Origin of the sequence: Pseudomonas putida (genome assembly GCA_029953615.1) — a bacterium.
GTDB lineage: Bacteria > Pseudomonadota > Gammaproteobacteria > Pseudomonadales > Pseudomonadaceae > Aquipseudomonas.
Map to the genome: position 1 here is coordinate 2,827,791 of CP124529.1, position 22,210 is coordinate 2,850,000.

At 63.6% G+C, this 22,210-nt stretch carries 19 protein-coding genes and 4 pseudogenes (1 of these 23 running past the window's edge); 13 read left to right on the top strand and 10 right to left on the bottom strand.

The annotated features are described in order from the left end of the window. Positions 1-149 precede the first annotated feature (149 nt). The 5 genes from QIY50_12815 to trpE all read left to right on the top strand — a co-directional run bounded on the left by QIY50_12815 (position 150) and on the right by trpE (position 5,471). On the top strand, positions 150-1,397 hold the full coding sequence (locus QIY50_12815; protein WGV22948.1) for an ABC transporter permease: 1,248 nt from the start codon (positions 150-152) through the stop codon (positions 1,395-1,397). Between the two features lie 11 nt (positions 1,398-1,408). After that, positions 1,409-2,236 carry an ABC transporter permease gene (locus tag QIY50_12820; GenBank protein ID WGV22949.1) on the top strand — a complete coding sequence of 276 codons (828 nt, stop codon included), beginning with the start codon at positions 1,409-1,411 and terminating at the stop codon, positions 2,234-2,236. 194 nt (positions 2,237-2,430) lie between these two features. Beyond that, entirely contained in the window at positions 2,431-3,105 is a 675-nt protein-coding gene (gene rpe, locus QIY50_12825) for a ribulose-phosphate 3-epimerase (protein ID WGV22950.1), read from the top strand. Continuing rightward, entirely contained in the window at positions 3,102-3,920 is an 819-nt protein-coding gene (locus QIY50_12830) for a phosphoglycolate phosphatase (GenBank protein ID WGV22951.1), read from the top strand. The genes rpe and QIY50_12830 overlap by 4 nt, the downstream gene beginning before the upstream one ends. A gap of 69 nt (positions 3,921-3,989) precedes the next feature. Then, positions 3,990-5,471, top strand: a complete 1,482-nt coding sequence (gene trpE / locus QIY50_12835; protein ID WGV22952.1) for an anthranilate synthase component I — start codon at positions 3,990-3,992, stop codon at positions 5,469-5,471. A gap of 132 nt (positions 5,472-5,603) precedes the next feature. Here trpE and estP read toward each other — a convergent pair. Beyond that, positions 5,604-7,486: pseudogene (gene estP, locus QIY50_12840) on the bottom strand (esterase EstP). A gap of 369 nt (positions 7,487-7,855) precedes the next feature. On the opposite strand from estP, the gene QIY50_12845 reads away from it, so the two are divergent. The 4 genes from QIY50_12845 (at position 7,856) to QIY50_12860 (ending at position 11,211) form a co-directional block, all read left to right on the top strand. Beyond that, a complete protein-coding gene (locus tag QIY50_12845) occupies positions 7,856-8,449 on the top strand; it encodes an aminodeoxychorismate/anthranilate synthase component II (protein ID WGV22953.1) in 594 nt (197 codons plus the stop codon). Positions 8,450-8,458: 9 nt separating this feature from the next. Then, the gene (trpD, locus tag QIY50_12850; GenBank protein ID WGV22954.1) at positions 8,459-9,508 is read left to right on the top strand and encodes an anthranilate phosphoribosyltransferase; all 1,050 of its coding nucleotides are present in this window, start codon (positions 8,459-8,461) and stop codon (positions 9,506-9,508) included. Next, positions 9,505-10,338, top strand: coding sequence for an indole-3-glycerol phosphate synthase TrpC (trpC, locus tag QIY50_12855; protein ID WGV22955.1), 834 nt, complete (start codon positions 9,505-9,507; stop codon positions 10,336-10,338). The genes trpD and trpC overlap by 4 nt, the downstream gene beginning before the upstream one ends. A gap of 168 nt (positions 10,339-10,506) precedes the next feature. Further along, positions 10,507-11,211, top strand: a complete 705-nt coding sequence (locus QIY50_12860) for a lipoate--protein ligase family protein (protein WGV22956.1) — start codon at positions 10,507-10,509, stop codon at positions 11,209-11,211. Here the strand turns inward: QIY50_12860 and crp are convergent. After that, on the bottom strand, positions 11,208-11,852 hold the full coding sequence (gene crp / locus QIY50_12865) for a cAMP-activated global transcriptional regulator CRP (GenBank protein WGV22957.1): 645 nt from the start codon (positions 11,850-11,852) through the stop codon (positions 11,208-11,210). The genes QIY50_12860 and crp overlap by 4 nt on opposite strands. A gap of 191 nt (positions 11,853-12,043) precedes the next feature. Here crp and QIY50_12870 point away from each other — a divergent pair, with 191 nt between their 5' ends. Beyond that, positions 12,044-12,466 (top strand): OsmC family protein, encoded by a 423-nt coding sequence (locus QIY50_12870; protein ID WGV22958.1) that lies wholly within the window; start codon positions 12,044-12,046, stop codon positions 12,464-12,466. Between the two features lie 138 nt (positions 12,467-12,604). Here the strand turns inward: QIY50_12870 and QIY50_12875 are convergent, their stop codons facing one another. From QIY50_12875 to hemJ, 6 genes and pseudogenes are all read right to left on the bottom strand, one after another. Further along, a complete protein-coding gene (locus tag QIY50_12875) occupies positions 12,605-13,645 on the bottom strand; it encodes a DUF2157 domain-containing protein (GenBank protein ID WGV22959.1) in 1,041 nt (346 codons plus the stop codon). A gap of 10 nt (positions 13,646-13,655) precedes the next feature. Next, positions 13,656-14,303, bottom strand: coding sequence for a 2-polyprenyl-3-methyl-6-methoxy-1,4-benzoquinone monooxygenase (gene coq7 / locus QIY50_12880; protein ID WGV22960.1), 648 nt, complete (start codon positions 14,301-14,303; stop codon positions 13,656-13,658). Positions 14,304-14,368: 65 nt separating this feature from the next. Beyond that, positions 14,369-14,708: pseudogene (locus tag QIY50_12885) on the bottom strand (histidine triad nucleotide-binding protein). Between the two features lie 63 nt (positions 14,709-14,771). Further along, positions 14,772-15,554, bottom strand: coding sequence for an SDR family oxidoreductase (locus tag QIY50_12890; protein WGV22961.1), 783 nt, complete (start codon positions 15,552-15,554; stop codon positions 14,772-14,774). A gap of 67 nt (positions 15,555-15,621) precedes the next feature. After that, positions 15,622-16,578 (bottom strand): nitronate monooxygenase family protein, encoded by a 957-nt coding sequence (locus QIY50_12895; protein WGV22962.1) that lies wholly within the window; start codon positions 16,576-16,578, stop codon positions 15,622-15,624. 28 nt (positions 16,579-16,606) lie between these two features. Further along, positions 16,607-17,032: a protoporphyrinogen oxidase HemJ gene (hemJ, locus tag QIY50_12900; protein ID WGV22963.1), complete on the bottom strand. Its 426-nt coding sequence runs from the start codon at positions 17,030-17,032 to the stop codon at positions 16,607-16,609. Positions 17,033-17,174: 142 nt separating this feature from the next. Here hemJ and argC point away from each other — a divergent pair. Then, positions 17,175-18,210, top strand: a pseudogene (gene argC / locus QIY50_12905) (N-acetyl-gamma-glutamyl-phosphate reductase). Positions 18,211-18,356: 146 nt separating this feature from the next. Beyond that, a complete protein-coding gene (erpA, locus tag QIY50_12910) occupies positions 18,357-18,707 on the top strand; it encodes an iron-sulfur cluster insertion protein ErpA (GenBank protein WGV22964.1) in 351 nt (116 codons plus the stop codon). A 58-nt stretch (positions 18,708-18,765) separates the two neighbouring features. Here erpA and QIY50_12915 read toward each other — a convergent pair whose 3' ends face one another. After that, positions 18,766-19,857, bottom strand: a complete 1,092-nt coding sequence (locus QIY50_12915) for an anhydro-N-acetylmuramic acid kinase (GenBank protein ID WGV22965.1) — start codon at positions 19,855-19,857, stop codon at positions 18,766-18,768. A gap of 4 nt (positions 19,858-19,861) precedes the next feature. Next, positions 19,862-21,283: a peptidoglycan DD-metalloendopeptidase family protein gene (locus QIY50_12920; protein ID WGV22966.1), complete on the bottom strand. Its 1,422-nt coding sequence runs from the start codon at positions 21,281-21,283 to the stop codon at positions 19,862-19,864. Between the two features lie 212 nt (positions 21,284-21,495). On the opposite strand from QIY50_12920, the pseudogene tyrS reads away from it, so the two are divergent. Next, positions 21,496-22,210 (top strand): annotated as a pseudogene (gene tyrS / locus QIY50_12925) (tyrosine--tRNA ligase) (it continues 487 nt past the right edge of the window).

Consider the following 22,210-nt stretch of genomic DNA (forward strand, 5'->3'; position numbering starts at 1 on the left):
GCCATCCCCGAGGCCAGTGCAGTACCTGCAGGGGGCAGCTCCCACAGGGATCGGAAGTCTCGAAATCAGTGCAGTACCTGTGGGAGCCGGGCTTGCCGGCGATGGGCTGCGCAGCAGCCCCATTTTCAGTTCGTATCGCGGAGTTCGCCATGGCCATTGCAGTGCCCCTCAAAGAAGGCGCAGGTCCAAGTCTCAAGCAGCGCCTCAAGCACGCCGAGCGGGTCAACCGCTGGAAGGCGCAGGCATTGATCGCGCCGCTGGCGCTGTTTCTTCTGTTGGTGTTCCTGGTGCCCATCGCGGCGCTGCTGTACAAGAGCGTCGGCAACCCGGAAGTGGTTGGCGGCCTGCCGCGCACGGTGGGCGTCATCACCCAGTGGGATGGCAAGAGCTTGCCGGGCGAGGACGTGTACAAGGCGTTGAGCCAGGACCTGGCCGAATCGCGCAAGAAGCAGACCCTGGGCGACCTGTCCAAGCGCCTGAACATGGAGCTGGCCGGCTACCGCAGCCTGTTGGCCAAGACCGCGCGGGCGCTACCGTTCAAGAGCGAGCCCGCTTCCTATAAAGATGCCTTGCAGGCGCTCGACGAGCGTTGGGGCGACCCGGCCTACTGGCAGGCGATCCGCCGCAACACCAGCACGGTCACCTCTTTCTACCTGCTGGCTTCGCTCGACCACCGTATCGATGACCTTGGCGAACTGGCCAAAGCCACCCCGGACCAGGCCATCTACCTGGACATCTTCGCCCGCACCCTGTGGATGGGTGTGGTGATTACCGCCATCTGCCTGGTGCTGGCCTATCCGCTGGCCTACCTGCTGGCCAACCTGCCGACCCGGCAAAGCAACCTGCTGATGATCCTGGTGCTGCTGCCGTTCTGGACCTCGATCCTGGTGCGGGTGGCGGCGTGGATCGTGCTGCTGCAGTCGGGTGGCCTGATCAACAGCGCGCTGATGGCCATGGGCATCATCGACCAACCGCTGGAACTGGTGTTCAACCGCACCGGCGTGTACATCTCGATGGTGCACATCCTGCTGCCGTTCATGATCCTGCCGCTGTACAGCGTGATGAAGGGTATTTCGCCCAGCTACATGCGTGCGGCGATCTCGCTGGGCTGCCACCCGTTCGCCAGCTTCTGGCGGGTGTACTTCCCGCAGACCTACGCCGGTGTTGGCGCCGGTTGCCTGCTGGTGTTCATCCTGGCCATCGGCTACTACATCACCCCGGCACTGCTGGGCAGCCCGAACGACCAGATGGTCAGCTACTTCGTGGCCTTCTATACCAACACCAGCATCAACTGGGGCATGGCCACCGCGCTGGGCGGGCTGTTGCTGCTGGCGACCGTGCTGTTGTACCTGATCTATAGCTGGCTGGTCGGCGCCAGCCGCCTGCGCCTGAGCTGAGGAGCCTTGTCATGCTGAGCCCTTACATGTCGCCCGTGGAGCGGGTGTGGTTCTACAGCCTGCGCATTCTTTGCGGCCTGATCCTGCTGTTCCTCATACTGCCGGTGCTGGTGATCGTGCCGCTGTCGTTCAACAGTGGCAGTTTCCTGGTATACCCGCTGCAGGGCTTCTCGCTGCAGTGGTACCAGGACTTCTTCGCCTCGGCCGAATGGATGCGGGCCTTGAAGAACAGCATCATCGTCGCCCCGGCGGCCACGGTGCTGGCCATGGTGTTCGGCACCCTGGCAGCCATCGGCCTGACCCGTGGCGACTTCCCGGGCAAGTCGCTGGTGATGGCGCTGGTGATTTCGCCGATGGTGGTGCCGGTGGTGATCATCGGTGTAGCCAGCTACCTGTTCTTCGCCCCGCTGGGCATGGGCAACAGCTTCACCTCGCTGATCCTGGTGCATGCGGTACTGGGTGTGCCGTTCGTCATCATTACCGTGTCGGCGACCTTGCAGGGCTTCAACTACAACCTGGTGCGCGCGGCGGCCAGCCTGGGTGCCTCGCCGCTGCTGGCCTTCCGCCGGGTGACCCTGCCGCTGATCGCGCCCGGGGTGATTTCGGGGGCGTTGTTCGCCTTTGCCACGTCGTTTGACGAAGTGGTGGTGACCCTGTTCCTGGCCGGGCCGGAACAGGCCACCCTGCCGCGGCAGATGTTCAGTGGCATTCGTGAAAACCTGAGCCCGACCATTGCGGCGGCTGCGACCTTGCTGATTGCCTTCTCGGTGGTGTTGCTGCTGACCCTGGAGTGGTTGCGTGGGCGTAGCGAGAAGCTGAGGACCCAGCAGCCTGGTTGAAGGGGTGTTGCCTGAACTGGCCTCTTCGCGGCTAAAGCCGCTCCCACAGGATTTGTGCAGCTTTCGAGGCCTGCGCGGTCCTTGTGGGAGCGGCTTTAGCCGCGAAGAGGCCGGCACAGGTTGATGCTAATCAGCCTTCATCCACTTCCCTGGGTTACAATGCGCGCCACCGTGATTCTGCCAACAGGTGCGCCATGCAGCCCTACGCTATTGCCCCCTCCATTCTCTCTGCCGATTTCGCCCGCCTGGGCGAGGACGTCGACAAGGTACTGGCCGCGGGTGCCGACATCGTCCACTTCGATGTCATGGACAACCACTACGTCCCCAACCTGACCATCGGCCCGATGGTCTGCACCGCCCTGCGCAAGTACGGCGTCACCGCCCCGATCGACGTGCACCTGATGGTCAGCCCCGTCGACCGCATCATCGGTGATTTCATCGAAGCGGGTGCCACCTACATCACCTTCCACCCGGAAGCCTCGCAGCACATCGACCGCTCGCTGCAGCTGATCAAGGACGGTGGCTGCAAGGCCGGCCTGGTGTTCAACCCGGCCACCAGCCTGGAAGCCCTGAAATACGTGATGGACAAGGTCGACATGGTGCTGCTGATGAGCGTCAACCCGGGCTTCGGCGGGCAGAAGTTCATCCCTGGTACCCTCGACAAGCTGCGCGAGGCGCGTGCGCTGATCGACGCCAGTGGCCGTGACATCCGCCTGGAAATCGACGGCGGCGTCAACGTCAACAACATCCGCGAGATCGCTGCCGCTGGCGCCGACACCTTCGTGGCCGGCTCGGCGATCTTCAACGCCCCGGACTACCAGGAAGTCATCGCCAGGATGCGCGCCGAACTGGCTCAGGCCCGCCCATGAGCGGCTTCGAGCAGCTGTTCCCGGGGACGCTGCCCAGGCTGGTGATGTTCGATCTGGACGGTACCCTGATCGATTCCGTGCCAGACCTGGCAGCCGCCGTGGACCGCATGCTGCTCGAACTGGGGCGCCCGCCCGCCGGCCTGGAAGCGGTGCGCCACTGGGTGGGCAACGGCGCCCAGGTGCTGGTGCGCCGGGCGCTGGCCGGTGGCATCGACCACGCCGGTGTGGACGATGCGCTGGCCGACCGGGCGCTGGCGCTGTTCATGGACGCCTATGCCGAAAGCCACGAACTGACCGTGGTCTACCCCGGAGTGCAGGACGCCCTGCGCTGGCTGCGCAAGCGGGGCGTGGAGATGGCGCTGATCACCAACAAGCCCGAGCGCTTCGTTGGCCCGTTGCTGGACCAGATGAAGATTGGCAGCTACTTCCGCTGGATCATCGGCGGCGACACCCTGCCACAGAAAAAGCCCGACCCGGCGGCACTGCTGTTCGTCATGCAGATGGCCGGCGTTACCCCGCAACAGTCGCTGTTCGTCGGCGATTCGCGCAGCGATGTGCTGGCGGCCAAGGCGGCTGGCGTGCAGTGCGTGGGCCTGACCTACGGCTACAACCATGGCCGGCCGATCCACGACGAAGCCCCCAGCCTGGTGATCGACGACCTGCGCGCATTGCTGCCCGGTTGCGCAGACCTGGCCACTGGGATAACGTTGGCGGACCTTCAAGCCTCACAAGACAGAGAGTCCACCGTGGCGGTTACCGGCAAATTCTGGATGAAAGTCATCAAGGCCCTGGCCCGTTGGCGTTGGCGCGCCTGACTTCAGCCTGCCGGCGCGTGCCGGCCCGTCCGTTTGCCTGACCTATTGCTGCTTGCCACGAGGCTACCCATGACCCGCGAAGAATTCCTGCGCCTGGCCGCTGCCGGCTACAACCGCATTCCCCTGGCCTGCGAAACCCTGGCCGACTTTGACACGCCGCTGTCGATCTACCTGAAACTGGCCGACCAGCCCAACTCGTACCTGCTCGAATCGGTGCAGGGCGGCGAGAAGTGGGGCCGTTACTCGATGATTGGCCTGCCGTCGCGCACCGTGATGCGTGTGCACGGTTACCACGTCAGCATCCTGCGGGATGGCGTGGAGGTGGAAAGCCACGATGTCGAAGACCCGCTGGCCTTCGTCGAAACCTTCAAGGACCGTTACAAGGTTGCCGATATCCCCGGCCTGCCGCGCTTCAACGGCGGCCTGGTCGGCTACTTCGGCTACGACTGCGTGCGCTATGTGGAAAAGCGCCTGGGCGCCAGCCCCAACCCGGACCCGCTGGGCGTGCCGGATATCCTGCTGATGGTGTCCGATGCGGTGGTGGTGTTCGACAACCTGGCGGGCAAGATGCACGCGATCGTGCTGGTCGACCCGGCTCAAGAGCAGGCTTTCGAACAGGGCCAGGCGCGCCTGCAAGGCCTGCTGGAAACCCTGCGTCAGCCGATCACCCCACGCCGTGGCCTGGACCTGAGTGGCCCGCAGGCTGGCGAACCGGAGTTCCGTTCCAGTTACACCCGCGAGGATTACGAGAACGCCGTCGGCCGTATCAAGGAATACATCCTGGCCGGTGACTGCATGCAGGTGGTGCCGTCGCAGCGCATGTCGATCGACTTCAAGGCTGCGCCAATCGACCTGTATCGCGCGCTGCGCTGCTTCAACCCGACGCCGTACATGTACTTCTTCAACTTTGGTGACTTCCATGTGGTCGGCAGCTCGCCCGAGGTGCTGGTGCGCGTCGAGGACAACCTGGTCACCGTTCGCCCGATTGCCGGCACCCGCCCGCGTGGTGCTACCGAAGAGGCCGACCGCGCGCTGGAAGACGACCTGCTGTCGGATGACAAGGAAATTGCCGAGCATTTGATGCTGATCGACCTGGGCCGTAACGACGTTGGTCGCGTTTCCTCGACCGGCAGCGTACGCCTGACCGAAAAGATGGTGATCGAGCGTTACTCCAACGTGATGCACATTGTCTCCAACGTCACCGGCCAGCTGCGCGAAGGGCTGACGGCGATGGACGCGCTGCGGGCGATCCTGCCGGCCGGTACGCTTTCGGGTGCGCCGAAGATTCGTGCGATGGAGATCATCGACGAGCTGGAGCCGGTCAAGCGTGGGGTTTACGGTGGCGCCGTCGGTTACTTCGCATGGAATGGCAACATGGATACCGCCATTGCGATCCGTACTGCCGTGATCAAGGACGGTGAGCTGCATGTGCAGGCGGGGGGCGGCATCGTTGCCGACTCGGTGCCGGCGCTGGAGTGGGAAGAGACCATCAACAAGCGCCGGGCGATGTTCCGCGCGGTGGCGCTGGCTGAGCAGACTTCGGCCAAATAAATGTTGATCGGGGCTGCTTTGCAGCCCTTCGCGGGATGCCCGCTCCCACAGGGTGATCACATGCTGCAAGGCCTGTGCAGTACCTGTGGGAGCGGGCGAGCCCGCGAAGGGCCGCAAAGCGGCCCCATCAATTCAAAAGTCGACGCTGACGCCCAAACTCACTCCCTGCTGCGTCAACTCATCACTCTTGCGCCAGTTGTAGTTGCCGCGCAAATGCACCCCCGCCACCACTTCATGGCTCACCCCCAGGCTCGCCCGGGTCTGGTCGCTGTGCGGCGTATACCCGGTCAGGGTGAAGTCATTCGCCGGCAGGCTGGTCAGGTGCATTGTCACATCCTGCTGGTCATCTTCGAATTCATGCTCCTGCGCCACCTCGGCGAACAGCCGGGTACTCGGCAGCACCTGCACACTGCCCAGCAACCCCACGCCCAAACGGCGTGAGGTACGTTCCTGATCATCGAAGCCCAGTGCCGTCGAGCGCCCGCTCTTCTCGTCATAGCCATCCACCTTCACCCGCGCATAATCGGCGCTGATGAACGGCGCCAGCTGCCAGCTGCTGCCCTCGGCCGCCAGGTTGTAGCCCAGCCGCCCCGACATCGCCCAGGCCTCGCCATCGGTGTCACCCTTTTCGCTGCGGTCGTTCACGCCAAGGGCGAAGGTGCGCTTGAGGTCGCTGTAATCAAGATGCCCGGCGGTCAGCGCCGCATCGGCCCACCAGCGGTCCTGGCGGTATTGGGCGAAGGCGCTGGCCAGGTAGCTGTCCAGCTTGTAGTCCGAGTCCTGTGCGCCGGCCTCCAGTTTCTGCCGGTACACGCCGCCGGCCAGGCCCAGGCGCCAGGCATCGTTCAGGCGGTAGCTGCCACCCAGGGTCAGGTTGTAGCCGCGCCCATCGCCGCTGGCTGCGCTGCGCTGGCCGTCGAAGTCCAGGTCCTGGGCGCCGTTGGCGACAAAGGCTTGCCACTGGCCCACCGCCTGCCAGGGTGTCTGCCACTGGTTGCGCAATTCGTCCTGGTGGGCGCGCACACTGGCGTGGGCCATTTCGGGCAGCAGGGTAAGTTCCCACGGGGCGGAAAGGATCGAGTAGCCGTAGTCGGCAATCAGTTGCTGGCCGGCGATGGTCGGGTGCACCGAGTCGTTGAACAGCAGCTTGGTCGGGTCCGGCGTGGTGCCGTTGGCGCCATACACCGGGTTTTCCACGCAGCCTTCACCGCTGTAACAGGTGCCGACCAGATTCTGGCCGGTGGCCAGGCCGAACTGCTCGGGGCTGGCCAGTGCTTCGCTCAGTAGCACCGGGATGTTCAGTGGAATGATTTCGGCATCGATCTGTCGCAGTTGGCCGAGCAGCGACTGGTTGAAGGCACCGGACAGCAGCGACAGCGGGTTCTCTTGCGGCGTACCGCTGAAGTTCGGCGTCTGCCCCAGATCGGGCAGCAGCCAGACCATGATGTAGCGGGCGCCACCTTGCTGCAGGGCTTGGGCACTGGCGGCCAGGCGGGCCCCTGCAGCTACGGCATCAGCCGGACTGTTGACCAGGCCTTGCAGGAAGTCGTTGCCGCCGCCGGTCAGGTAGTACAGCGCGTTGGGGTCGGCACGCAGGCCGTTGGCCAGGTAGCCCGGCTTTTCTCGCAGTATCAGCCCGGCGCCGGGGCGCCCTGGTGGAATGATGGTTTCGGATGTGGTGGTGATCGAATCCAGGGGATCTGCTGGGTGGTGTAACCGCCGACTGCCCAGTTGTTGCCATCAGGCACCCCAAGGATGGGGTTGATCGGCGAGGTCGAGGGGCCCAGCGCACCCGGGGCCACGCCCAATCGTCCGCCCAGGATCATGGGTGACACGGGTGCATAATTGCCGTTGGCATCGCGGTTGGTGAAACGTATGCCGCCAAACTGCCCCGAGTCGCTGAGGCTGTCGCCGAATACGATCATGTTGGAGTAGGGCGAGGGCGCTGCGAACGCCTGGCTGCAGGCCAGTGCCAGTGAGGCGAGGGTAAAGCGCGATAACGGTGCTTTTCGCATCGGTGAACATCCTTTTCTTTGTTGTTATGAAGGACAACCCGATCGACCATAGCAAATCGCAGTGCATCCCTCCCAAGTCCATTCGTTTCCCCGTGTTTACAGGCATATTGCGCCCGCCGCCCCGGTAGGCTACTGTGCCGTGACGTATGAGCGAGACCTATCCTGTGTTGATCGTCAGCAAACTCTTGATGCGCGTTATCAAGGCCCACGCCCGTTGGCGTTGGCGCGCCTGACTTTATCCCCTGCCGGCCCGTCCGGCCCGCCCCCGTTTGCCTTCCTCTCTACCGCCCCCTGTGGCCAAGCCGCGCCTGTTGGCGGGGGCAGGAAGGTTCGAATTCTGAAGTCAGTAGATTCAAGAGGTTTAACCCGATGTTACTGATGATCGACAATTACGACTCATTTACTTACAACGTCGTTCAGTACCTTGGCGAGCTGGGTGCCGAGGTCAAGGTCATTCGCAATGACGAAATGACCATCGCCCAGATCGAAGCCCTCAACCCCGAGCGCATCGTCGTATCTCCGGGCCCGTGCACGCCGAGCGAGGCGGGCGTGTCCATCGAGGCCATCCTGCATTTTGCCGGCAAGCTGCCAATCCTGGGCGTGTGCCTGGGCCACCAGTCCATCGGTCAGGCCTTTGGCGGTGACGTGGTGCGTGCCCGCCAGGTGATGCACGGCAAGACCAGCCCGGTATATCACCGTGACCTGGGTGCGTTCGCCGGCCTCAACAACCCGTTGACCGTGACCCGTTACCACTCGCTGGTGGTAAAGCGCGAAACCCTGCCCGAGTGCCTGGAAGTGACCGCCTGGACCGCCCATGCCGACGGTTCGGTCGACGAGATCATGGGCTTGCGCCACAAGACACTGAATATCGAAGGGGTGCAGTTCCACCCCGAATCGATCCTGACCGAACAGGGCCACGAACTGTTCGCCAACTTCCTCAAGCAGACCGGCGGCCGCCGCTAAGGATCGAACATGGATATCAAGAGCGCGTTGAGCCGTATCGTCGGCCAACTGGACCTGTCCACCGAAGAAATGCGCGACGTCATGCGCCAGATCATGACCGGCCAGTGCAGCGAAGCGCAGATCGGTGCTTTTCTGATGGGCATGCGCATGAAGAGCGAAAGCATCGACGAGATTGTCGGTGCGGTGTCGGTGATGCGCGAGCTGGCTGACAAGGTCGAACTGCAAAGTCTCGATGGCGTGGTCGATATCGTCGGTACCGGCGGTGATGGTGCCAACATCTTCAACGTGTCGACCGCCTCGTCGTTTGTTCTGGCGGCGGCGGGTTGCACCGTGGCCAAGCACGGCAACCGCGCAGTGTCGGGCAAGAGCGGCAGTGCCGACCTGCTGGAAGCCGCCGGTATCTACCTTAACCTGACGCCCACCCAGGTGGCCCGCTGCATCGATAGCCTGGGCATCGGCTTCATGTTCGCGCAAAGCCATCACTCGGCCATGAAGCACGCTGCAGGCCCGCGTCGCGATCTGGGGCTGCGTACCCTGTTCAACATGCTCGGCCCGCTTACGAATCCGGCCGGGGTGAAGCACCAGGTGGTCGGTGTATTCGCCCAGACCCTGTGCCGCCCGTTGGCGGAAGTACTGCAGCGCCTGGGCAGCAAGCACGTGCTGGTTGTGCACTCGAAGGACGGCCTGGACGAGTTCAGCCTGGCCGCGCCGACCTTCGTCGCCGAATTGAAGCATGGCGAAATCACCGAGTACTGGGTTGAGCCGGAAGACCTCGGCATGAAAAGCCAGAGCCTGCACGGTCTGGCCGTCGAGAACCCGCAGGCGTCGCTGGAGCTGATTCGCGATGCGCTGGGCCGACGCAAGACCGAAAATGGCCAGAAGGCTGCCGAGATGATCGTGCTCAATGCGGGCGCGGCGCTGTATGCCGCCGACCATGCCATGAGCCTGAAAGCCGGGGTTGAACTGGCCCACGACGTACTGCACACCGGGCTGGCCTGGGAGAAGCTGCAGGAGCTGGGTGCCTTTACTGCAGTATTCAAGGTGGAGAACGAAGCATGAGTGTGCCGACGGTGCTGGAAAGGATCATTGCCCGCAAGTTTCAGGAAGTGGCCGAGCGCAGCGCGCGCGTCAGCCTCGCCGAACTGGAGGGCCTGGCCAAGGCTGCCGACGCCCCGCGTGGCTTTGCCAAAGCCCTGATCGAGCAAGCCGCGCGCAAGCAGCCGGCGGTCATTGCCGAAATCAAGAAGGCTTCGCCAAGCAAGGGCGTGATCCGCGAAAACTTCGTGCCGGCGGAAATCGCCGTCAGCTACGAGAAGGGCGGGGCGACTTGCCTGTCGGTACTGACCGACGTGGACTACTTCCAGGGCGCCGACGAGTACCTGCAGCAGGCCCGCGCCGCGGTGTCGCTGCCGGTGATCCGTAAGGACTTCATGGTCGACCCGTACCAGATCGTCGAAGCCCGGGCCCTTGGTGCGGACTGTGTGCTGCTGATCGTGTCGGCGCTGGATGACGTGAAAATGGCCGAACTGGCGGCCACGGCCAAGGATGTCGGTCTCGACGTGCTGGTAGAAGTGCATGACGGCGATGAACTGGAGCGCGCTTTGAAAACCCTGGATACACCGCTGGTGGGGGTGAACAACCGCAACCTGCACACCTTCGAGGTCAGCCTGGAAACCACCCTCGATCTGCTGCCGCGTATTCCGCGTGACCGCCTGGCGATTACCGAGAGCGGCATCCTGAACCGGGCCGATGTGGAGCTGATGGCGATCAATGAGGTCTATTCGTTCCTGGTGGGTGAGGCGTTCATGCGCGCCGAACAGCCAGGGCTGGAACTGCAACGGTTGTTCTTCCCGGACCAGGTGAAGAAGACTGTTCAGCAACTGGACTGATCAAGCGAAGCCGGCGTTGTTGCCGGCTTTTTTATATGCCTGCTATGGCCCCATTCGCGGGTGAACCCGCTCCCACAGGTACTCCACAGGTCTTGAACACCGTGGTTATCCTGTGGGAGCGGGTTCACCCGCGAAGAGGCCCTTGAAAACAATATCAAAGGTGGATCAATGACCGATCACCCCCTTGCCCTGACCGTCGAACAAGGCCTGCACGCCGAACAGGAACTGCTGGCCGCCGTCTGCCGCGGCGAGCGCGACAGTGGCGTGCTGTTCTGGCGCCCGACCGACCACGCCCTGGTCATGCCCCGGCGCATGAGCCGTGTGGACAACTTCGAAGCCGCCTGCGCGGAGCTGGCGATTGCCGGCTGGCCGGTGCTGCTGCGCGAAACCGGCGGCGAGCCGGTGCCACAGTCGCACGCCACCGTGAACGTCGCCCTGGTCTATGTCGCCCCGCGCAGCGAAGGTGACCATGGCCGTATCGAAAACGCCTACGAGCGGCTGTGCCTGCCGCTGTGCGAGGTGCTGCGCGAGTGGGGCGGGGTGGCGTCGGTCGGCGAAATCGACGGGGCCTTCTGCGACGGCCGCTACAACGTCAACCTCAATGGTCGCAAACTGGTGGGCACTGCCCAACGCTGGCGCCAGGGGCTGGGCGGCAAGCGCCCGGTGGTGCTGGTGCACGGGGCGCTGCTGCTGGATAACGAGCGGGAGGCGATGGTGGCAGCGGTCAACCGCTTCAACGAGTGCTGCGAACTGGAGCAGCGCTGCCGCGCCGATGCGCATATTGCCCTGCACGAAGTGGCACCCGCGGCGCCCTGGTTCGAGCGCCTGTCGCAGGCCTATGCCAAAGTGCTGGCCGACCTGCCGAGGGACTAGCGGGTACCGTAGACCACCATGGTCTTGCCTTTGACCTGCACCAGGCTGCGTTCTTCCAGGTCCTTGAGGACGCGGCCGACCATTTCCCGGGAGCAACCGACGATACGGCCGATTTCCTGACGGGTGATCTTGATCTGCATGCCGTCGGGGTGGGTCATGGCGTCGGGTTGCTTGCACAGCTCCAGCAGGCAACGGGCGACGCGCCCGGTGACGTCGAAGAACGCCAGGTCGCCGACCTTGCGCGTGGTGTTGCGCAGGCGCTGGGCCATCTGGCTGCCCAGGGCGTACAGGATTTCCGGGTCCTGGCGCGCCAGTTCTCGAAACTTTTCGTAACTTATTTCGGCTACTTCGCATTCGGTCTTGGCGCGCACCCAGGCACTGCGCTGCTGGTCACCCTCGACCGGTTCGAACAGGCCCAGCTCGCCGAAGAAGTCGCCATTGTTGAGGTAGGCGATGATCATTTCATGGCCTTCATCGTCTTCGATGAGGATGGTGACCGAACCGTTGATGATGAACGACAGTGTCTCGGCCCGGTCGCCGGCGCACATGATGTTGCTTTTGGCGGTATAGCGGCGGCGCTGGCAGTGCGCCAGCAGCCTGTCGATGTTCTTGATCTTTGCGGGTAGGGCGGAGGCAACCATCACGAAATCCTGTTCGATACGACGCATAGGCTTTTTATAAAGGTTGGCTGGCGGAGTGCGCCAGTCATTTGGCGCCAGCTTATCAGACACTACAGGATGTTTCGGTACTAAACCGACACGACTCGTACTTTTCCCACGGCCGCACAAGGTCTAAGCTGACACCCTTTTCCGAATATCAGGAGTCCGGGTAGATGAAGGCACGTATCCAGTGGGCCGGTGAGGCGATGTTCCTCGGCGAATCGGGGAGCGGCCATGTCGTCGTGATGGACGGCCCGCCCGAGGCCGGCGGCCGCAACCTGGGTGTGCGCCCGATGGAAATGCTGTTGCTGGGCCTGGGTGGTTGCAGCAGCTTCGACGTGGTCAGCATTCTGAAGAAATCGCGCCAGGCGGTGGAAAGCTGCGAGGCGTTCCTTGAGGCGGAGCGTGCGAGCGAAGACCCGAAGGTGTTTACCAAGATCCACATGAACTTCGTGGTGAAGGGGCGTGGGCTGAAAGAGGCTCAGGTCAAGCGTGCGGTGGAGCTGTCGGCGGAGAAGTATTGCTCGGCCTCGATCATGCTCGAGCGTGCCGGGGTTGAGATTACCCACGGGTACGAGATTGTAGAGCTGGGTTGAACAGTAAATGTTTGGGGCTGCGTTGCAGCCCATCGCCGGCAAGCCAGCTCCCACAGGAATAGCACATGGCTTGAGGTCAATGCGGTCGCGGTGGGAGCTGGCTTGCCGGCGATGGGGCGCGGAGCGGCCCCGACAATTTCAGCTACGAAGTGCAGGCAGTGCAGCCCGCACCCATCCCGGCAAACAACCGCGCAGCACCCGGCTCAACCGCTCCCGCCGCTTCTGGTAAACCAGCCCCAACCCGATAACCCCCAGCCCGATCAGGGTTACCACCACCGGGAACAGCAGCGACTCGGCAAATACCTCGTACGACAGATACCCCAGGTAAGCTGCCACGCCCAACGCCCCGAACACCATGAACACCGGCCGACGCAACAGCACTGCCATACCCATCAGGGCAATATTGATCAGGCAGTACAGGGCCTTGCCCAACTCGCTGCCGCTGTCCACCAGCGTCAGCCCGCCCCAGAATGCCGCCAGCCCGGCCAGGTAACCCCAGTGGGCGTAGTCTTCACGGGTGCGACCATCCACTGCGACGAACACGGCCAGCATCCCCAGCCCGAACCACAACGAAACCTCGCGGCGTTGCTCCCAGCTGAATGGCGAACCGAAGAACCATTCGCTCAGGTCCATCGACATGAACCACAAGGCCACGGCAATCGGCATGACGATGAACGGGTAGGGAATCAGCCTCAGCATCAACAACCCGGCGAGTACTGTGGCCGCTTCCATTGCCAGCCAGCCGCCCTGCACGTAGGTGTAGTACTGGTGATAGCTGGCCTGCGCATCATCCATCGGCCACCAGCCGGCCAGCCGTTCGATGGCGAATACCGCCAGCGGCACGATGCTGACCGCTACCGCCGCCAGTACCCCGGCCGCGACGGGTTGGGCGCGCCGTTGCAGGTTAACGGCGAACAGCGTGAGCAACAGGATATAGAGGCTGGCGATGACCAGCAGCGCCCAGTCGCCGATGCGCATCCAGGCTTCGGTGAGCAACCAGCCCATTGCGGCCATGATGAGCAGGGCGCCAAAGTAAAAAGCGACATGGGCCAGCTGGAAGCTGCCACGTTGTGCCGGTTGCTGGCGCAGGAAGGCCAGCAGGGCCTGGTCCTGGCCCGGCTGGAGAATGCCGGCTTGCACGGCGCGCGCCAGGTCCTTGGCGTCGAAACGGTCCGTCATGGTGATGTCTTCAGATACGGTAGGTGCTCTTGGTCATGACCTTGGCCAACAGGCTCATGCCAAAGCGGACAGGGGCGGGGAAGCGATAACCGCCGGCTTCCAGTGCAGACTCGGCGTGCTGTTCCTCATCGACACGCATCTGTTCGAGGATGGCCCGGGACTTTTCGTCTTCCTGCGGGATTTGCTCAAGGTGTTCGTCGAGGTGCTTGCACACCTGGTGCTCGGTTGCGGCGACGAAGCCCAGGCTGACCTTGTCGCTGACCAGCCCGGCGAGTGCGCCGATACCGAACGACATGCCGTAGAACAACGGGTTGAGCACGCTGGGGTGGCTGTTCAGCTGGCGAATACGCTGTTCGCACCAGGCCAGGTGGTCCACTTCTTCCTCGGCGGCGTGTTCCATGGCCTTGCGTACTTCAGGCAGCTTGGCGGTCAGGGCCTGGCCCTGATACAGCGCCTGGGCGCAGACCTCACCGGTGTGGTTGATACGCATCAGCCCGGCAACATGGCGGGCCTGCTGCTCGTCCAGGTCGACGTCCGGCTGTACGATGGCCGGCGACGGGCGGGCGGGTTGGCCGCTGAAGGGCAGCAAGGTGCGCATGGCGGTATCGGCCTGCAGCAACAAGCGGTCAAGCGGCGAGTAGTGACGTTCGGTAGCCATCGGGCACCTCCGCAAGAATGTGCCCGACAGTTTACCGCAATAGTGGCAGGGTCGCTTGCCGTGGATCAGCCCGGCGGCCAGTGCATCTGGCGCTGGCCAAGCACGTGCATGTGGATGTGGTAGACGGTCTGGCCGCCTTGCTCGTTGCAGTTCATGACCACGCGGAAGCCGTCCTCGCAGCCAAGTTCCTTGGCCAGGCGCTGGGCGGTGAACAAGATGTGGCCAGCCAGGCCTTTGTCTTCTTCGGTCAAGTCATTGAGGGTGCGGATGTGCTTTTTCGGAATGACCAGAAAATGCACCGGCGCCTGGGGGGCGATATCGTGGAACGCCAGAACCTGGTCGTCCTCGTAGATGATCTTCGCCAGGGATTTCCCGGTTGATGATCTTGATGAATAAATCGTCCACAGCACTTGCTCCATGGTGAGGGTCGGGCCGAGTGTACTCAGCCGGGCGCCGCTCGCCCAGTGGCTATTCCATGCCGACCGGGCAATAGCGGCGGTGGATCGCCCCGGCCAGCTTGCGCACCAGCCAGCGCGGCAACAGGCGCGGGGCGAACGCCAGCCAGCGGTTGCGCCGGCCGGGCAGGATCAGTGCGCGGTTCTTGTCCAGCGCGCGCACAGTGTACAGCGCCACTTCCTCAGGGCTTAGGCAGCGCGGCTTGCCATCCAGCCGTGGAATGCGCCGGCGCGAGGAGCGCACCGGGCCGGGGCACAGTACCGAGACCTTGATGCCGGTGCGCTTGAGTTCTTCACGCAAGGCCTGGGAAAAGCTCAGCACATAGGCCTTGCTGGCGGCATAGGTGGCCATCCACGGGCCAGGCGCCACCCCGGCAAGCCCGGCGACATTGAGGATCTGCCCGCCACCCTGCACCGCCATCAGGTTACCGATGGCGTGGCACAGGCGGCTCAGGGCCAGCACGTTGACTTCCAGCAGGTCCTGCTCGTCGGCCCACTCATGGGCCAGGAATGGCCCGTAGGTGCGCAGGCCGGCACAATTGACCAGCAGGTCGATGCGCCGCTCGCCTTCTTCCAGTTCCAGCACGAAGCCCGAAAGGCGTAACGGCTGGCTGAGGTCGCAGGCTCGGAACAACACCTCGACCCCGAAGCGTTGGGTTAGCTCGATGGCCACTGGCTCCAGCGTTTCACGCTGGCGTGCCACCAGGATCAGGTTGCGCCCGCGCCGCGCCAGGGCTTCCGCCAGGGCCAGGCCCAGGCCGCTGGAAGCACCAGTGATCATGGCGTAACGGGTCATGCAGGGCTCCTGGGGGCTGAAGAGGGCGCCTAGTGTACAGCTTGGCCGGGCAAGGTGTTGCCTTTTGCTACAAGGTACACGCGCGCAGGGCCTGGCAGCGTTCCAGAGCGTTCCGGTACTCGTCATGCAGCCGCCCGATCAGCGCGCTGGCGCTGGGCAGGTCGTCGATACCGCCGACCCCCTGGCCCGCCGACCACACGGTCTTCCAGGCCTTGGCTTCGTCGTCGAGCGGCTTGAGCTTGCCTTGCTCGTGGCCGTCCTTGAGGGCGTTCATGTCGTAGCCGGCCTGCTCCAGGCTCGGGCGCAGGAAGCTGGCAGGGACGCCGGACACCGCCGGGGTGTGGATGATGTCGGCGGCATGGGCATCGAGCAGCATCTGCTTGTAGGCGCCCGGGGCCTGGCTTTCGGCCGTGGCGATGAAGCGGGTGCCCATGTATGCAAGGTCGGCGCCCAGCATTTGCGCGGCGAGGATCTCGTGCCCGTGGTTGAGACAGCCGGCCAGCAGCAGGGTCCTGTCGAAGAACTGACGAATTTCCGCGGCCAGGGCGAACGGGCTCCAGGTGCCGGCATGCCCGCCTGCGCCGGCGGCGACGGCGATCAGGCCATCGACACCGGCTTCGGCGGCTTTCTCGGCGTGGCGGCGGGTGGTGACATCGTGGAACACCAGGCCGCCGTAACCGTGCACGGCATCGACCAGTTCCTTGACCGCGCCCAGGCTGGTAATGACGATCGGCACGCGGTGTTCCACGCACAAGGCCAGGTCGGCCTGCAGGCGCGGGTTGGTCGGGTGGACGATCAGGTTGACGGCGTAAGGCGCTGGCGCCTGCAGCAGTGCCAGGCCTGCCTCGATTTCCTCCAGCCAGGCCTTGAAGCCGGCGCTGTCACTCTGGTTCAGGGCCGGGAAGCTGCCGACCACGCCGCTGGCGCAACAGGCCAGTACCAGCCTGGGGTTGGAGATCAGGAACATCGGTGCTGCAACCACAGGCAGGCGCAGGCGTTGTTCGAGGGAGGCAGGTAGCGACATGGCAAGGCTCCTTGAGCGGGTGGCTATGTCAGAACGGTTTGACCACCACCAGAATTACGATACCCAGCAGGAACAGCACGGGTACTTCGTTGAACCAGCGGTAGTAGACGTGGCTGCGGGTGTTGCTGCCGCTGGCGAAGCGTTTGCGCTGTGCGCCGCACATGTGATGGTAGACAGTCAGCAGGATGACCAGGGTCAGCTTGGCATGCAGCCAGCCCTGGCTGAGCCAGCCGGGCGTGAGGTAGAGCATCCACGCGCCGAACACGTAGGTGGCGATCATCGCCGGGTTCATGATGCCGCGAAACAGCTTGCGCTCCATGGTCACGAAGCGTTCCTGGCTGATGCTGTCCTGGCTTTGGGCGTGGTAGACGAACAGCCGCGGCAGGTAGAAAAGACCTGCGAACCAGCAGACCACGCTGACGATATGCAGCGCTTTGATCCATAGGTAAAGCATGGGGGAGTTCCTTCAGGTAATACACGGTCGTCAGATAGTAGTGGTCAAGCGCCCGAAGGGTCACCCGGAGAGTTGTTACAGGCGCCTTGCGCCCCTATTATCGTGCGCTTTCCAGACGGCTCGTTGATAAGGGGCAAGCGTTATGATCAAGGTCGGTATCGTCGGCGGCACGGGTTACACCGGCGTCGAACTGTTGCGTCTGCTGGCACAGCATCCACAGGCTGAAGTGGCGGTCATCACTTCGCGCTCCGAGGCAGGCGTTGCAGTGGCGGACATGTACCCGAACCTGCGCGGCCACTATGACGGGCTCGCATTCAGCGTGCCGGACAGCAAGACCCTGGCCGCCTGTGATGTGGTGTTCTTCGCCACCCCGCATGGTGTTGCCCACGCCCTGGCCGGCGAGCTGCTGGCGGCCGGTACCAAGGTGATCGACCTGTCGGCCGACTTCCGCCTGCAGGACGCCGCCGAGTGGGGCAAGTGGTACGGCCAGCCGCACGGTGCGCCAGAGCTGCTCAAGGACGCGGTGTACGGCCTGCCTGAAGTCAACCGCGAGAAGATTCGCCAAGCGCGCCTGATCGCAGTGCCGGGTTGCTACCCGACCGCCACCCAGCTGGGCTTCCTGCCGTTGCTGGAGGTCTGGACTGGCCGACCCGTCGCGCCTGATCGCCGACTGCAAGTCGGGTGTCAGTGGCGCTGGCCGTGGCGCGGCGGTGGGTTCGCTGTTCTGCGAAGCTGGCGAAAGCATGAAGGCCTACGCCGTCAAGGGTCATCGCCACCTGCCGGAAATCAGCCAGGGGCTGCGCCTGGCCGCCGGCAAGGATATCGGCCTGACCTTCGTTCCGCACCTGACGCCGATGATCCGTGGCATTCACGCGACCCTGTACGCTACCGTCGCCGACACCTCGGTCGACCTGCAGGCGCTGTTCGAGAAGCGCTACGCCGATGAACCGTTCGTCGACGTCATGCCGGCTGGCAGCCATCCGGAGACCCGCAGCGTGCGCGGCGCCAACGTCTGCCGCATTGCCGTTCATCGCCCGCAGGGTGGCGACCTGGTGGTGGTGTTGTCGGTGATCGACAACCTGGTCAAGGGCGCGTCCGGCCAGGCGGTGCAGAACCTCAACATCCTGTTCGGCCTGGATGAGCGCATGGGCCTGTCCCACGCAGGCTTGTTGCCATAAGCAGCTAGCGTTCTAAAAGGCCCGCGTCGTGCGGGCCTTTTTGTATGTCGCGACTAAAGCCGCACAATTCTTGACCGATTTTCTCGGGAAAGCGGATAATGCGCGTCATCGAGTTTTATGGCGGCTACCGCGCCGGGAGAATCAACATGAGCGTCGAAACCTTCACCCCCACGGCTTTGGAATTCACCCACGGCGCTGCACAAAAGGTGAAGAACCTGGTTTCCGAGGAAGGCAACGATCGTCTGAAGCTGCGAGTGTTCGTCACCGGTGGCGGCTGCTCGGGCTTCCAGTACGGCTTCACCTTCGATGAAGACGTAGCCGAAGACGATACCATCGTAGAGCGCGAGGGTGTTTCCCTAGTGGTTGACCCGATGAGCTTCCAATACCTGGCTGGCGCCGAAGTGGATTACCAGGAAGGCCTGGAAGGTTCGCGCTTCGTGATCAAGAACCCGAATGCTGCTACCACCTGCGGCTGCGGTTCCTCGTTCTCGATCTGAGGCCTGGCCATACGAAAACGCCGCGCAATTGCGCGGCGTTTGCTTTCCGGGGTAGTGCTCAGGCCGGGTAGATTGCGCCGAGTACGCGCAGGCCCTTGGCCGCTGTCACGCTTGGGCGGTTGGCGGCGATGCCTTCCAGGCAACAGTGGGCCAGCCAGGCGAAGGCCATGGCTTCGACCCAGTCCGGGTCAACACCATGGGCGCCTGTGCTGGCGACACGGGCGTCGGGCAGTAACTGGCCGAGGCGTGCCATGAGGGCGCCGTTACGCGCGCCGCCACCGCAGACCAGCAGGGCTTCGGTGCCTTGCTGGGCATAGCGCAGTGAGTCGATGATGCTGCGTGCGGTCAGCTCCAGCAATGTCGCCTGCACATCCTCATCGTGATAAGCGGGCAGGCGGGCCAGGTGGCTATCCAGCCAAGCCAGGTTGAACACTTCGCGGCCGGTACTCTTCGGGCCGCTACCGGCGAAGAACGGATCGGCTAGCAGTGCGCTGAGCAATTCGGGCAGCACCACACCCGAGGCAGCCCAGGCCCCATCCGCATCGTAGGCCTGGCCGCGCTTGCGCTCGATCCAGGCGTCCAGCAGCACGTTGCCCGGGCCGCAGTCGAAGCCGTGGACTGGCTTGTCGTGTTCGATCAGGCTGAGGTTGCTGAAACCGCCCACGTTGAGGATGGCCAGGCGCTGGCCGAGGTGGCTGAACAGGGTTTCATGGAAGGCCGGCACCAGTGGCGCGCCTTGGCCACCGGCCGCCACATCGCGACGGCGGAAGTCAGCGACCACGCTGATGCCGGTAAGCTCGGCCAACAGCGCAGGGTTGCCGATCTGCACGGTAAAACCGCGTGCGGGTTCGTGGCGGATGGTCTGGCCGTGGCTGCCGATGGCACGAATGGCATCGGCCTGCAGCCCTTGCTTTGCCAGCAGCTGGCGGATGCCTTCGCCTGCCAGGCTGGCCCAGCGGTTTTCTGCCAGTGCGGCGCGGGCGATCTCGTCAGGGCCGCTGCTGCAAAGGCTTAGCAGGTCCCGGCGCAGGTCGCCGGGCATGGGCAGGTAATGGGTGGCGAGCAGTTCGAGCTGCTCGCCTTGATCGATCAGGGCAATGTCCAGGCCATCGAGGCTGGTGCCGGACATCACCCCCAGGTAGAGCGCCATGGGCTTAGCGCTTGTTCGCTGCGAGCAGGGTGGCCTTTTCCTGATCCATGCGGGCGATCAGGGGCTGGCTCTGCTGCAGGAAACGCTGGCGCTCGTTTCTGGCGATCGGGTCGGCCATCGGCACCTTCTGGCTCAGCGGGTCAACGTGCACACCGTTTACCTGGAACTCGTAGTGCAAGTGCGGGCCGGTGGACAGGCCGGTAGTGCCGATATAGCCGATGATCTGGCCCTGCTTGACCGAGCTGCCGGTCTTGATGCCCTTGGCAAAGCCCTGCATGTGGCCGTACAGCGTCTTGTAGCGGTTGCCGTGCTGGATGATCACTGTGTTGCCATAACCACCGCGGCGCCCGGCCAGCTCGATGCGGCCGTCACCGGCTGCCTTGATCGGCGTGCCGCGTGGGGCGGCGTAGTCGACACCTTTATGGGCACGGATCTTGTTCAGGATCGGGTGCTTGCGGCCGGCGGAGAAACGCGAGCTGATGCGGGCGAAATCGACCGGGGTACGGATGAATGCCTTGCGCAGGCTGTTGCCATCGGCGGTGTAGTAGCTGGTGTTGCCCTGCTTGTTGGTATAACGCACGGCGGTGTAGGTCTTGCCGCGGTTGGTGAAGCGCGCGGACAGGATGTTGCCGGTACCAACGACCTTGCCGTCCATCACCTTCTGCTCATAGACCACGTCGAATTCATCGCCCGGGCGAATATCCTGGGCGAAATCGATGTCGTAACCCAGCACGCGGGCCATGTCCATGGTCATGCTGTGGGACAGACCGGCGCGCTGGGCCGAGGCCGACAGCGAACTTTTGATCACGCCGTGGGCGTAGGCGGTACGTACTAACGGCTTGCTGATTTCGCGGTTGAAGGTATAGCCCTTGTCGGTCTTGGTCAGGCGAATGGTTTCGAGGTTGCTGACCTTGCTATGCAGGCTGGCCAGCTGGCCGTCCTTGTCGAGCTCGAACTGCAGCACCTGGCCATGCTTGAGCTGGCTGAACTGCTTGGCCTGCTTGTTGCTGGCCAGCAGGTCGTGCACCGCATTGGTCGGCAGGCCGACCTTGGCGAACAGGGTCGAAAGGGTATCGCCACGGGCCACGGTGACTTCGCGGTGGCTGGGCGCCTTGGCGGCTTCGACGACCGGTGCAGCGGCAGGGGCTTCCTGCTCGACCTTCTGGGTTTCGGGGGCGGCGTCTTCGATCTGGGCGAATGGCGAGCCTTGCTCACCTTCGGCCTGCACCAGGGGTGCAGCGCGGGATTCGTCCTTCAACTGTTCGGCAGGGCTTTCCAGCTCGAGGTTGAGGGTGGTTTTCTTGGCTTCCACTTCGCTGGAGGGGAACACCAGCAGGGCCAGGCTGAGCAGGGCGGCGATGCCGCTGGCGGCCAACAGATGGCTTTTCGGATAAAGCGGGGGCGCTTTAGGCGGTTCGTTGGTCATGGGCAAGGTGACTTTGAAAAAGTGAAATGGAAAAGATGAATGACATGATGAAGATGAAATAACTGTATAAAATATAACCAAATCCATTTTCACGCAAGGGCGCGTAGACGCCGCAAGCCTGCGTTCGGGTCACATTCCTTTGCGAAACTTGTAATTGACGGCCGATCTTGTATGGTTGGCTCCCCCTGAATCTGAGCCTTGCGGGTTTGTCTATGAAGTCGGTTGAAGAGCAGCTGGCGCTTATCAAGCGCGGTGCGGAAGAAGTACTGGTCGAGTCGGAACTGGTGGAGAAGCTCAAGCGCGGCCAGCCTCTGCGCATCAAGGCCGGCTTCGACCCGACCGCGCCTGACCTGCACCTTGGGCACACGGTGCTGATCAACAAGCTGCGCCAGTTCCAGGATCTGGGGCACCAGGTCATCTTCCTGATCGGTGACTTCACCGGCATGATCGGCGACCCGAGCGGCAAGAGCGCGACGCGCCCGCCGCTGACCCGCGAGCAGGTGCTGGATAACGCCGAGACCTACAAGCAGCAGGTGTTCAAGATCCTCGACCCGGCCAAGACCGAGGTCGCCTTCAACTCCACCTGGATGGACAAGCTGACCCCGGCCGACTTCATTCGCCTGGCGTCGCAGTACACCGTGGCGCGCATGCTCGAGCGTGATGACTTCGACAAGCGCTACACCACCAACCAGCCGATCGCGATCCACGAGTTCCTGTACCCGCTGGTGCAGGGCTATGACTCGGTGGCGCTCAAGGCGGATGTCGAGCTGGGGGGGACCGATCAGAAGTTCAATCTGCTGATGGGGCGTGAGCTGCAGCGTGCCTATGGCCAGGAAGCGCAGAACATCGTGACCATGCCGCTGCTCGAAGGGCTCGACGGCGTGAAGAAGATGTCCAAGTCGCTGGGTAACTATGTTGGTATCCAGG